Annotated in this window: 12 protein-coding genes and 1 pseudogene; 6 read left to right on the forward strand and 7 right to left on the reverse strand. The window is 66.5% G+C overall.

The window, feature by feature from the left end; genetic code table 11:
- Nucleotides 1-31 precede the first annotated feature (31 nt).
- Nucleotides 32-691 carry a glutathione S-transferase family protein gene (locus PL79_RS07880; RefSeq protein ID WP_044848344.1) on the reverse strand — a complete coding sequence of 220 codons (660 nt, stop codon included), beginning with the start codon at nt 689-691 and terminating at the stop codon, nt 32-34.
- Nucleotides 692-811: 120 nt separating this feature from the next.
- On the opposite strand from PL79_RS07880, the gene PL79_RS07885 reads away from it, so the two are divergent.
- Complete coding sequence (locus PL79_RS07885; protein ID WP_044848345.1) at nt 812-1,627, forward strand: AraC family transcriptional regulator; 816 nt, start codon at nt 812-814, stop codon at nt 1,625-1,627.
- A gap of 159 nt (nt 1,628-1,786) precedes the next feature.
- Nucleotides 1,787-2,599: a hypothetical protein gene (locus tag PL79_RS07890; protein WP_044848346.1), complete on the forward strand. Its 813-nt coding sequence runs from the start codon at nt 1,787-1,789 to the stop codon at nt 2,597-2,599.
- Nucleotides 2,600-2,746: 147 nt separating this feature from the next.
- Here PL79_RS07890 and glmS read toward each other — a convergent pair whose 3' ends face one another.
- Nucleotides 2,747-4,576, reverse strand: a complete 1,830-nt coding sequence (glmS, locus tag PL79_RS07895; protein WP_044848347.1) for a glutamine--fructose-6-phosphate transaminase (isomerizing) — start codon at nt 4,574-4,576, stop codon at nt 2,747-2,749.
- A 156-nt stretch (nt 4,577-4,732) separates the two neighbouring features.
- Here glmS and PL79_RS07900 point away from each other — a divergent pair, with 156 nt between their 5' ends.
- A complete protein-coding gene (locus PL79_RS07900; protein ID WP_006761025.1) occupies nt 4,733-5,224 on the forward strand; it encodes an Lrp/AsnC family transcriptional regulator in 492 nt (163 codons plus the stop codon).
- A gap of 21 nt (nt 5,225-5,245) precedes the next feature.
- Here the strand turns inward: PL79_RS07900 and panB are convergent, their stop codons facing one another.
- Nucleotides 5,246-6,097, reverse strand: a complete 852-nt coding sequence (gene panB, locus PL79_RS07905; RefSeq protein WP_044848348.1) for a 3-methyl-2-oxobutanoate hydroxymethyltransferase — start codon at nt 6,095-6,097, stop codon at nt 5,246-5,248.
- Nucleotides 6,098-6,174: 77 nt separating this feature from the next.
- Between panB and PL79_RS07910 the strand changes: the two genes are divergently transcribed.
- On the forward strand, nt 6,175-6,993 hold the full coding sequence (locus tag PL79_RS07910) for an AraC family transcriptional regulator (RefSeq protein ID WP_044848349.1): 819 nt from the start codon (nt 6,175-6,177) through the stop codon (nt 6,991-6,993).
- Between the two features lie 28 nt (nt 6,994-7,021).
- Here the strand turns inward: PL79_RS07910 and PL79_RS07915 are convergent, their stop codons facing one another.
- A complete protein-coding gene (locus PL79_RS07915; protein ID WP_044848350.1) occupies nt 7,022-7,555 on the reverse strand; it encodes a methylated-DNA--[protein]-cysteine S-methyltransferase in 534 nt (177 codons plus the stop codon).
- An 11-nt stretch (nt 7,556-7,566) separates the two neighbouring features.
- Nucleotides 7,567-7,833, reverse strand: a pseudogene (locus tag PL79_RS07920) (Ada metal-binding domain-containing protein); the annotation flags it as partial.
- A gap of 342 nt (nt 7,834-8,175) precedes the next feature.
- Here PL79_RS07920 and PL79_RS07925 point away from each other — a divergent pair.
- Nucleotides 8,176-9,468, forward strand: a complete 1,293-nt coding sequence (locus PL79_RS07925; RefSeq protein WP_044848352.1) for an MFS transporter — start codon at nt 8,176-8,178, stop codon at nt 9,466-9,468.
- 179 nt (nt 9,469-9,647) lie between these two features.
- Here the strand turns inward: PL79_RS07925 and PL79_RS07930 are convergent, their stop codons facing one another.
- The gene (locus PL79_RS07930; protein WP_052664833.1) at nt 9,648-10,751 is read right to left on the reverse strand and encodes a LacI family DNA-binding transcriptional regulator; all 1,104 of its coding nucleotides are present in this window, start codon (nt 10,749-10,751) and stop codon (nt 9,648-9,650) included.
- 113 nt (nt 10,752-10,864) lie between these two features.
- Between PL79_RS07930 and PL79_RS07935 the strand changes: the two genes are divergently transcribed.
- On the forward strand, nt 10,865-11,701 hold the full coding sequence (locus tag PL79_RS07935) for an NAD-dependent epimerase/dehydratase family protein (protein ID WP_044848354.1): 837 nt from the start codon (nt 10,865-10,867) through the stop codon (nt 11,699-11,701).
- Between the two features lie 162 nt (nt 11,702-11,863).
- Here PL79_RS07935 and PL79_RS07940 read toward each other — a convergent pair whose 3' ends face one another.
- Complete coding sequence (locus PL79_RS07940) at nt 11,864-12,331, reverse strand: MerR family transcriptional regulator (protein ID WP_044848355.1); 468 nt, start codon at nt 12,329-12,331, stop codon at nt 11,864-11,866.
- Between the last annotated feature and the right edge of the window lie 34 nt (nt 12,332-12,365).

Below are 12,365 nucleotides of genomic sequence, written 5' to 3' on the forward strand. Positions count from 1 at the left end.
GGACCGGCGTCGCGGTTCGCCCGCCAACCGGCTACCGCGTGGCTGCGGCCGCCTCCTTGGCCTTGTCCTGTTCCGCCGCCAGCGCCGCATCCGCCGCCTGCGCGCGCTGGATCGCCGGGCGCGCCAGCACGCGATCGATGTACGCGAGAATGCGCGGCGTTTCGGGTACCAGCTTGAACATCGTCGTCCAGTTCAATGCCGAGCCCCACAGCACGTCGACCGCCGTAAAGCGCTCGCCCAGCAGGTAGGGCCCTTTCGCCAGTTGCGCATCGATCCGCATCATCACGGTATCGAAGTCGCCGTACGGCGACGTCGAGTAGGCGGCGGGCGGGCGATTCATCGAGCGGTCGACGATGGCCGGCTCGAGGCACGAGCCATAGAACGTCATCCAGGTCAGATACGGCCCGCGCAGCGAATCGCCCGGCGCCGGCGACAGGCCGGCTTCCGGATACAACTCGGCCGCGTACATGTAGACGGCGGCCTGCTCGGTGACGATCACGTCGCCATGACGCAGCGCGGGAACCTTGCCCAGCGGGTTGATGGCGAGGTATTCGGCTTCGTGATGTTTGCCGGTGGAGAGGTCGAACGCGTGCAGTTCATAGTCGGCACTCAGTTCTTCCAGCAGCATCCGCGCGCCGGCCGAGCGGCTGCGCGGGGAGTGGAACAGGGTCAGGTGACGGTCTTGCGGCATCGCGGGCTCCGGTGTGCATTCGGGACAGGCCGCCCAATATAGGACGGCCGCGCGGCTTCGTCTTGGAAAAATCCGCTGCGGCGGTGCATCATCACGCAGTCACCTCAACGGTTCGTCACCATGGCCGACTTGCGTAACGTGACCGAGACGCCCAAAGGCGTCGTCGGCCCGAAAGCCTTCAATCAGCGCTTCCGCCTGAATCGCTATTACCCGTGTGCCGATCTGGCCGGGGTGCTGGATCACCACTGGATCGTCGAATGGGATCTGCGCGACCAGCCGCCGTATGTGCAGCGCACGCTGCCGTATCCGTGCGTGAATCTGGTGTTCGACCGGCGGCGGACGGGGATCTTCGGCGTGGTGTCGGGGGCGTTCGAGACGACGTTGGCCGGGGCCGGGCGCGTGATCGGCTTGCGGTTCCGGCCGGGCGCGTTTCGGGCGTTCTTCGGCAAGCCGGTGCATTTGTCGACCGACAAGGTACTGCCGGTGTCGACGCTGCTCGATTGCGGCGACGCGCAAGCCGAAGACGCCGTGCTCGGTGCCGAGGATGACGCCGGGATGGTGGCGGCTGCCGAGGCGCTGCTGTTGCGGGTGCTGCCGCCGGCCGATCCGCAGGTAGAACGTATTCATGGCATTTTGCAGATGCTGCAGCAGGATATCGGGCTCACGCAGGTGCGTGACCTGGCCGAGCGCGCGGGGTTGAGCGAGCGCACGTTGCAGCAACTCTTTTCCGACTATGTGGGCGTGACGCCGAAGTGGGTGATCTGTCGTTATCGCCTGCATGAGGCGGCCGACAAACTCGCCGGCGGCGAGCCGGTCGATCTCGCGGAACTGGCGCAGGCGTTGGGGTATTTCGACCAGGCGCATTTCACGCGCGATTTTCGCAAGCTGGTCGGGAAGGCGCCGGCGGAGTATCGGCGGGAGGATCGGCAGGGGTGAGGTTGCGGATGAGCGGGCGTTGGCCTGCTTTCGGGCTGACAATGAACCGGCGAAGGGGCGCTCAGGGCATCGGTGAATTTCAAACAATGGATGCGTTGCCTATCATTCCACCCTATAGTGCTCGTCGTTGACCGATCCGCAAGAAAATCAGGAGTCTTCGTGTTTCATCGGAAATCCAAGTTGGGGCGTTCGAGCTTCGCGTGCGTCGTCGCTTTGACGATGATCCTGGCGCCCGTCGCGGTGCATGCAGAGGCGGAGGCCGTCGACGGCACGACGCACGTCGCGCCTGCTGCCGATCACGACGCGTCGCCCGCACGACCGATCGTCGGCGACGACCCGGTTGCCATTCGGGATGCCCTGAAGAAGCTGCACATCAGCCCCGCGCCGCCTTCCTTGAGCGACCGGGTGCGCGGCCTCGTCTCCGACGCAACCGACCGGTATGCCCCGAATCCCGACCTGGCGGCCGTCGGCCTCGATCGCGACGTGACGTTCGTGGTGCCGGTGCAGTACGGGCTGAGGTACCGGTCGCTACGGCACCTGTTGACGCTGGACGTCGACCTGTTCGACGCGGAGCACGGCGACCGGACGGGCATCCTGCTCCGGAAGGTCACGAAGGGGCCACGAGGGCGAGGGCTCGTGATCGCCCCCGAAGCGAAGGCGAAAGGGTACGTCCAGCAGATCGACATCATCGAACTCGATTCCGGGCATGGGAAAAAGACCACGGTTCGCAGCCGGATGCGGATTTCGCCTGCCGTGTACGCTCAAGCGCATGGCGACTTCGCGCTCGTCTTTTCCGGGCGCCTGGTTCGGCCTTATCTGACGGAGCAAGTCGACCATGCCGATCCGAGTATCGACGAGCCGACGGACATTACGACCCGGATCTCCAGGTTGCATATGGATATCAATGCGATCTCGCTGGTGAGTCCGTCGAGCGGGGTTGTGTTGGCGAAGAAACTGAAGTTGTCGAAGTAGGGTTTTTTCCTGTGCAGGGCGGTGATGCCGACCGGCTTGCGGGGGCACGTATGTCGCGTGCTTCGGCGCCGGTCGTCTGCGCGATTGCGTGCGATTGCGGTGCGGTCGGTGTTCGGTCGGCACAGCCCGGCCCTCCGCGATATACCCTCACTCCACCGTCACCGACTTGGCCAGATTCCTCGGCTTATCAATATCCGTCCCCCGTGCCAACGCCGCGTGATAAGCCAGCAACTGCATCGGCACCGTATGCAGGATCGGCGACAACGGCCCGTAGTACTCATTGAGTCGAATCACCTCGATCCCCTCACTCGGCACCAACCCGCAGTCCACATCCGCGAACACGAAAAGCCTGCCGTTCCGCGCGCTGACTTCATGCATGTTCGACCTGAGCTTTTCGAGCAGCACGTCATTCGGCGCCACCGCAATCACGGGCATTTCATTACTGACCAACGCCAGCGGCCCATGCTTCAACTCCCCGGCGGGATAAGCCTCCGCGTGGATATACGAAATCTCCTTCATCTTCAGCGCGCCTTCGAGCGCGATCGGATAATGCATTCCGCGTCCGAGAAACAGCATGTTGTCGCGTCGCGCGAGCAACTCCGACCAGCCCATGATCTGCGGCTCCAGCGCGAGCACCTTCGACATCGCATCGGGCAGATGCCGCAGCGCACGCAGATGCGCCTTCTCCTCGTCGTCGCTCAACCGCCCGCGCACCTGCGCCAGTGACAACGTCAGCAAGAACAACGCCACGAGCTGCGTCGTAAAAGCCTTCGTCGACGCCACCCCGATCTCGATCCCCGCACGCGTGACGAACTGCAGCGCGCATTCGCGCATCAGCGCGCTCGTTGCGACGTTGCAGATCGCGAGCGTGTGCAGCATCCCGCGCTGCTTCGCGACGTGCACGGCCCCGAGCACGTCAGCCGTCTCGCCGCTCTGCGACACCGCGACGACCAGCGTGCGCGGATTCGGCACGCTGTCGCGATACCGGAACTCGCTCGCGATCTCGACACTCGCCGGCAGCTTCGCGATGCTCTCGATCCAGTACTTCGCGGTCAGCGCGGCGTGATAACTGCCGCCGCACGCGAGCAGCAACACCGAATCGACGTCGTTGAACACGCGCCACGCGCCGTCGCCGAACAGCTCCGGCATGATCGACCCGACATCGAGCAGCGTATCGGCCACCGCCTGCGGCTGCTCGAAGATCTCCTTCTGCATGTAATAGCGATACGATCCGAGGTCGGCCGCGCCGCTGTGCGCGGCCACCCGCTGCACCGCACGCTCGACGCGCTGGCCGGCCGCATCGACGATCCAGTAGCGATGCAGCTGGATATCGGCAACGTCCCCGTTCTCGAGGTAAGCGATCCGATCGGTGATGCCCGACAACGCGATCGCATCCGACGCCAGGAAATTCTCGCCATCCCCGACACCGACGACGAGCGGCATCCCGTCGCGCGCACCGACGATCCGGTGCGGCTCGTCGCGGCACATCACCGCGATCGCGTAGCTGCCGCGCAGTCGCGCGACCGCGCGGCGCACCGCGTCGAACAGGTCGCCGTCGTACAGGTGATCGATCAGGTGCGCGATTGCCTCGCTGTCGGTCTGGCTTGCGAACACATAACCATGCGCCTGCAGTTCCGCGCGCAGCTGATCGCAGTTCTCGATGATCCCGTTGTGCGACAGCGCGATGCGCGCGTTGTCGTCGCTCGGCGAGAAGTGCGGATGCGCGTTGAGCGTGACGGGCGCGCCGTGCGTCGCCCAGCGCGTATGCGCGATGCCGGTGTAGCCCGACAGCGCATGCCCGGCGATCTCGCGCTGCAGGTTGGCGACGCGGTCGACGCTGCGCGCGCGGGCCAGCGCGCGATCGCGATAGACCACGACGCCGCACGAGTCGTAGCCGCGGTATTCGAGCCGCTTCAGCCCGTCGACGAGGTTCGGCAGGATGTCCCGCTGGGCAACCGCCCCGACAATTCCACACATAGCGCGCTCCGTAAATGTCCTGTCTGGACCCGTGACAGCGATGGTAGAGGTGCATAGATGGAATTAAATTTCAAAATCCGTCAACGAATGAAACAGACAGGCGATCATCTATCATGTTGAAATTAAATTTCACACCCTGACCGGAAGGAGCCGCCCATGGCCGGCATCACGCTCGACGATCTCGACCTGCGCATTCTCGCGATCCTGCAGGACGACGCATCGGTGTCGAACCTGCAACTCGCCGAGCGCGCGCTGTCGTCGCCGCCGACCTGCATGCGTCGCGTGCGGCGGCTGACGGAAGCGGGCGTGATCCGCCGCCAGGTCGCGGTGCTCGATCCGGTCGCGATCGGCACGGCGGTCACGGCGTTGATCGAGATCAGCCTCGACCGGCAGACGGCCGAAGACTACGATGCGTTCGAAGCCTACGTGTGCGCGGAGCCGGCGGTCACGCAGTGCTACCGCGTGTCGCCGGGGCCGGATTTCGTGGTCGTGGCCGACCTGGCCGACGTCGCCGAATACGACGCGTTCGCGCGGCGGCTGTTCACCGGCGCATCGAACGTCCGCAACGTGCGGACGTTCTTCTCGACGCATCGTGCGAAGTTCGAGGCCAACGCGCGGGTCGCGCATGCGATGCGCAAGCGTGCGTAATCGTGCGTGTAAGCGCAGCCGTCACGCCGCGGCGGCTGCCGCGAGTTGCAGCGGCTTGCCGTACCCGAAGCAGTGCGCCGGCTCGGGAAACACGCGCTGCCGCACGTCGTGCGCGTACTGGCGGATCGCGTCGCGCATCACCGCGTTCGCATCGGCGTAGCGCTTCACGAAGCGCGGCGTGTACGCGTCGAACGCGCCGATCATGTCCTCGGTCACGAGCACCTGCCCGTCGCACGCGGGCGATGCGCCGATGCCGATGGTCGGGATCGACAGTGTTTCGGTCAGATGGCGCGCGAGCGCTTCCGCGGTGCCCTCGACGACGACGCTGAACGCGCCGGCCCGCTCGGCCGCGCACGCGGCGTCGAACACCTGTGCGGCCGAGCGCGGGTCCATCCCCTGCGCGCGGAAGCCGCCGGTCGCATTGGCCTGCTGCGGCATGAGGCCGACGTGCGCCATCACCGGAATGCCGCGCTCCGTCAGGAAGCGGATCGTGTCGGCCATCTCGCTGCCGCCTTCGAGCTTGACGCCTTGCGCGCCGGTTTCGGCGAGCAGCCGCGCGGCGGAGCGATACGCTTGCGCGGGCGATTCCTGATACGTCGAAAACGGCAGATCGACGACGACGCACGCCTGCGCGGTGCCACGCACGACTGCCGCGCCGTGCGCGCTCATCATGTCGAGCGTGACGCGCAGCGTATCGGGCATGCCGTACAGCACCATGCCGACGGAGTCGCCGACGATGATCACGTCGGCCACTTCGTCGACGAGCTTTGCCATCGGCGCGGAATAGGCGGTGAGCGAGACGAGGCTGCCGATGCCTTTCGTCGCGCGGATCGCGGTGACGGTCTTGCGGGTGGTGCGGGTATGCGCGCTCATGAACGGAAGCCGTGAGAAAGAAGAGTCGTTACGGTAGCATCGCGATCGTGCATGCAATGACCTTCGGAGGACGTCTTATGTCGCTGGCGGGACAATCGGGTGATCCGTACGCGGTGCCGCCGATGGCGCGCCTGCCGAGGCCGCTGTTCGTGCGCGCGTTCGGGATTCCCGGCAACGCGAGCGTCGACGCGCATAGTCACCCGTGGGCCCAGCTGATGTATGCGACGAGCGGCGTGCTGGAGGTATCGACGCCGTCGGGCCGGCATCTGCTGCCGCCGCACTACGCGATGTGGATTCCGCCGCACGTGCCGCACGCGGTGTCGACGCGCGATTGCGTCGCGTTCCACAGCCTGTATCTCGACGATGCGATCGCGCGCGACGATGCCGCCGACGATTGCATGATCCTCTGCATGACGCCGCTGTTGCGCGAGCTGGTGATCGCGACCGGCGAGTTGCCGGTGAACTACGACGAGTCGGGGCCGGACGGTGCGCTTGTGTGCCTGATCGCCGACCGGATCGCGCGGATGCGGCCCGCGCCGCTGACGGTGCCGCTGCCGCACGATTCGCGTCTGCTCAAAATTGCGCGTGCGTTGCATGCGCAACCGGGCGACACGCGCAGTCTGGACGAATGGGGCCGTCAGGTCGGTGCGACGCGGCGCACGCTGTCGCGTCTGTTCCGGCAGGACACGGGGCTGTCGTTCACCGAGTGGCGGCAGGCCGTGCGGCTGCTCGCGGCGCTGCCGCTGCTCGATGCGGGCGAGCCGATCGGCGCGGTGGCCGCGCAACTGGGCTACGACTCGACGTCGTCGTTCATCGCGCTGTTTCAGGCGAAGTTCAACGTGACGCCGGGCGTGTATGCGAAGCGTGAAGCGCGCCGGCCGGCGCTGAGCGCATGACGCGGCAACGCGCGCCGCGGATCTTGATTCAGAACGCCAGCGACTGCTGCATCGGATGACGTTCCCCGCGCACGAACCCGGCGCCTTCGAGCAACAACAACGCGCGTTTGCGTTCGATGCCGCCTGCATAACCGGTCAGGCTGCCCGACGCGCCGATCACGCGATGGCACGGCACCATGATCGACACAGGATTGCGGCCAACCGCGCCGCCGACGGCACGCGCCGCGCTCATCGGCAGCCCGACGCGTTCGGTGATGTCGCCGTATGAAACGAGTTCGCCGAACGGAATCGCGAGCAGTTCCTTCCACACGCTGCGCTGAAACGCGGTGCCGCGCAGATGAATCGGCACCGAGAAGGTTTCGCGCGTGCCGGTGAAATATTCGGCGACTTGTTCGGCAACCTTGCACACAAGCGGCGACGCGCTGCGTACGTCCGCGTCCGGCGCGATCGCCAGCGACGGATAGTATTTCTGGCCGACGAAGAACAGGCCTGTGAGCGCATCGTCCTCGATGCGGATGGCGATGTCGCCCAGCGGGCTCGGAATCAGATGAGCGTGCGTCATCGCGAAGCTTCTCCATGAAGGTCGAGCAGCCCGTGGCCGGGCGCGAGCTCGGGCCGGCAGCGCATGCACGGCCGAAAGCCGGCCTTCTCGGCGGCCGCGGCGGTCGGGTAATAACTGCAGTTCTGCGCCTTCGGCGGTTTCACCGGGCAAACGGGGCGGCAATACACGCCGGTCGTCGACACGCCGACGAAGAACCAGCCGTCGAAGCGGCGGTTCCGCGCAAGCAGGGCGTCGTAGCAGGTGTCGGGATCGAGGCGCATGCGACGACTGTAAACCATCCGCGCCGCCGATTCCGGCTGGAATCGGACATGTGTGTCGACGCACCGTCCCGCGTCGTGGCCCCGTTTCGCACGCGGGAGAATCCCGGAAAAACGGTTAATGCCACTCTGCGAAACAGTCATCTCTTTTTGCACGGCCAATTTTGAGATGACTCATCGAAATCCCCGACTGACACGGCACCGACCCACGCCCTATCCTTTGAAAAACGTTTTCCAGAACTCGACGGACGAGCGGCCGCGCCACGCTAGGGGTGTGGCCGCCGCCCGCCCCGGCGCCCGTCGCCGGTCACGGACAGCACCATCCAGCGGCGCGACGGGCGCGACCGCGTATCGGAGACATTCATGCAATCCGCCGTCGTCGGTGCCGTGCGCACCGCGGCCAGCCGCTACCGCTGGACCGTTTGTGCGCTGCTGTTCTTCGCGACCGTCATCAACTACATGGATCGACAGATCCTCGGCCTGCTCGCGCCGATGCTGCAGCACGACATCGGCTGGAGCCAGGTGCAGTACGGCCGCATCGTGATGGCGTTTTCCGCGTTCTATGCGATCGGCCTGCTCGGCTTCGGACGCATCGTCGACTGGCTCGGCACGCGCATCTCGTATGCGGTCGCGATGCTGGTGTGGAGCATCGCGGCGATGCTGCACGCGGCGGTCGGCTCCGTGACGGGCTTCGCGGCGGTGCGCGCGCTGCTCGGGATCGGCGAGGGCGGCAACTTCCCGGCCGCGATCAAGACGACGGCCGAATGGTTTCCGCGCCGCGAACGCGCGCTCGCCACCGGCATCTTCAACTCGGGCGCGAACATCGGCGCGGTGTTCGCGCCGGCGATCATCCCCGCGATCGCGGTGGCCTACGGGTGGCGCGCGGCGTTCGTGATCATCGGTGCGATCGGCATCGTGTGGCTCGCGGTGTGGCTGGTGATGTATCGCACGGCCGACACGCGCGCGCTCGCCGCGGAATACGACGAGCCGCGCGACGAAGCCGAAGCGCTCGACGCGGCGAACGCGGATGCCGGCGCGCCGCGCTGGGGCGAACTGATCCGCAAGCGCGAGACGTGGGCGTTCCTGATCGGCAAGTTCCTGACCGACCCGGTGTGGTGGTTCTATCTGTTCTGGCTGCCGAAGTGGCTCAACGAGTCGCGCGGGATGGACATGCAGCATATCGGCCTGCCGCTCGTGTGCATCTATGCGCTGACGACGGTCGGCAGCATCGGCGGCGGCTGGCTGTCGTCGGCGCTGCTGCGCGCGGGCTGGAGCGTGAATGGCGCGCGCAAGACGGCGATGCTGTTCTGCGCGTGCTGCGTGCTGCCGATCGCGTTCGTGTCGCAGGTGCAGAGCCTGTGGATCGCGGTGCTGATCGTCGGTCTCGCGGCCGCCGCGCACCAGGGCTGGTCGGCGAACCTGTTCACGACGGCGTCCGACCTGTTCCCGCGCCGCGCGGTCGCGTCGGTGGTCGGCATCGGCGGGATGGCCGGCTCGATCGGCGGCGTGCTGTTCTCGGAAGTGATCGGCCAGGTGCTGCAACGCACGGGCCACTACTGGGTGCTGTTCGCGATCGGCGCGCTGGCCTACCTGCTCGCGCTGGCGATCATGCACATGCTCACGCCGAAGATGAAGCCCGCGAAGCTCGACGCGTGATCGCGTGACGGCAAACGAACGCGCCGCCCGGAGGCGGCGCGTTTTTGTTTGCGAAGCGACGAAGCGACGAAGCGACGAAGCGACGAAGCGACGAAGCGACGAAGCGACGAAGCGACGAAGCGACGAATCAACGATATGACGAAGCAGCGATACAGCGGATATCGAACGCGATGCGCGCTTCAACCCACCGCGGCCGTCGACGCGCGCATGATCAGCCGCGGCTCGAACGTCGAATAGCTTGCCTCGGTACGCCCGGCGAGCGCGTCGATCAGCTTCTGCATCGCGAGCTCGCCCATGTTTTCGCTCTGGATGTCGATGGTGGTCAGCGCGGGCGCCGCGTATGCGCCGTACGGCACGTTGTCGACGCCGGCAACCGACACGTCCTGCGGCAGCCGGAACCCGAGCGACGCCGCTTCCTTCATGAAGCCGAGCGCGATCAGGTCGTTGTAGCAGATCACGGCCTGCGGACGCTGCGGCCCGAGCATCACGCGCGAGCATGCGCGCTCGCCGGCTTCGGCGGTCGGCGCGTGCGCGTCGTGCACGTCGAGCGTGAGCCCCGCTTCCGCGAGACAGTCGCGCGCGCCCTGGATCCGTTCGTCGTTCACGCGCGCGGGCCCGAAGCCGAGGTACGCGATGCGCGTATGGCCGAGATTGAGCAGGTGACGCGCGAGCATGTAGGTGGCGAGCCGGTTGTCGATGCCGACGCTCGGAATCGGCAGGTCGGGGCTGCGGCGCAGCAGCACGAGCGGCTTGTGCAGGTCGAGCATCCAGCCGGCCTGGTCGTCGGGCATCCGCGTGCTGACGATCAGCCCGTCGACGCGCTGCGCGAGCGCCTCGATCAGCGAGCGTTCGCGCGCCTGGTTCTCCTCGGTATCGACGAGCAGCAGCGTGTAGTCGTGCTGGAGCGCGACGCGGTTCGCGCCCTTGACGACGTTCGTGAAGTGCGGATTGCTGATGTCGAGGATCACGAGGCCGATGGTGCGCGTGCGCCCGGTGATCATCGAGCGCGCGAGCGGGTTCGAACGGTAGCCGAGCCGCTCGATCGCTTCCTTGAGCCGCGCTTCGACGGTCGGCGAAAAGCGCTGCGTGCCGTTCACGTACTTGGAGACCGTCGCGACCGACACGCCGGCTTCCGCGGCCACGTCGCGGATCGTCGGGGAAACTTTTTTCATCGGAAGGGTAACGTTTTCGTTCGATTGCACCGGATTGTGGCAGAAAAAGCCGGCGTCCGGCCGCCGGACGATATCGGGAAAGTGCGGATGGGTGCGAACAGGTTCAACCATTGACGTTCGGCTTTTGCCCCGCGTATAGTTGGAAAACGTTTTCCGCTTGTTTGCCGGCTCCGCCGGTTTCGGGCAACGTCCAGCACACCTCAGAACAGATTCAAGGAGATTCGATGAACGCCACATCCACCGGCGCACGCAAGCCGTTCGGGCGTCTGCTGCTGACCGGCGCGGCCGGCAATCTCGGCCGTCAGGTGCGCGGCGCGCTGGCGAACTGGGCCGACGTCGTGCGCGTGAGCGACATCGCCGCGCTGGGCGACGCCGCCCCGCACGAAGAAACCCGGGTCGTCGACCTGGCCGACCGGCCGGCGGTGATGGAACTCGTCGACGGCGTCGACGCGATCGTCCACCTCGGCGGCATTTCGGTCGACGCGCCGTTCGACGATCTCGTCGATGCGAACATCACCGGCACGTACAACCTGTACGAAGCCGCGCGCAAGCACGGCGTGAAGCGCGTCGTGTTCGCGAGCTCGAATCATGCGATCGGGTTCCATCCGGTCACGGAAGTGCTCGATGCCGATTCGCCGCAGCGTCCGGACAGCCTGTATGGCGTGACGAAGTGCTTCGGCGAGTCGCTGTCGCGCTACTACTTCGACCGCTTCGGGATCGAGACGGTGTGCCTGCGGATCGGCTCGTCGTTCGAAGTGCCGAAGAACCCGCGCATGCTCGTGACGTTCCTCAGCTATCGCGACTTCATCGAGCTCGTGCGCTGCTCGCTGCTGACGAACCGCGTCGGCCACGCGATCGTCTACGGCGTGTCGGACAATCCGGTGAAGTGGTGGGACAACACGAAGGCCGGCTTCCTCGGCTTCCGGCCGCAGGACAGTTCCGAGCAGTTCGCCGGGCTGTTTCCGGTGACGGCGCCGAGCGCCGAGTACGACGATCCCGCGCAACGCTTCCAGGGCGGCGGGTTCGTCGTCGGCGAGCCGATGGAGCGCAACGCGAAGTAAGCGAGGCCGGCTCGCGCACGTCGATCAGCGCAGGACGTCCGTCGCCTTGTGCCGCTCGTCCACGCCGTCGCTGCGACGTAAGCAAATCCGCGCAGCCGTGCGCGCGGGCCGGCGCGCGTGAGCCACACCGCAAGACCCGGCGCACGCGTGCGCTCGCCGCGCCTACGCGCGCTTGCGCATCGGCCGATGGTGCGCCATCGGCGCAGGCGCCGGCACCGACTCGGCTTCCTCCTTGCACAGCTTGTCGAGCATGCGTTGCGCGGCGCCCGCGCAATCCTCGCCAGCGGGCTTGTTCGCGATCTCGTCGATCAGCGTCTGCAGGTTGCGCCGGTTCTGCGCGAGCCGCTGCTCGAGCAGCGCGATTTCGTCGACCTTGTGCCGCAACGCCTCCAGCAGTTCGTCGCGCGGCCATGCGCCGAGATCGGGCGGCAGCACCGCGCGGATCTCGTCGAGCGCAAAGCCCGCGCGCTGCGCGCGGTCGATGATCGCGAGCCGCGTCAGCGCTTCCGGCCCGTATTCGCGATAGCCGTTCGCCTGCCGGCGCGCCGGTTCGAGCAGGCCGCTCGCTTCGTAGAACCGGATGCGCGACGCCGCGATGCCGCTGGTGCGCGCCAGTTCGCCGATTTTCATGCTTGTGCTCCAGAGGGGCTTGACCTTGAAGCTG

Source organism: Burkholderia sp. USMB20, from assembly GCF_000949135.2.
Taxonomy (GTDB): Bacteria; Pseudomonadota; Gammaproteobacteria; order Burkholderiales; family Burkholderiaceae; genus Burkholderia.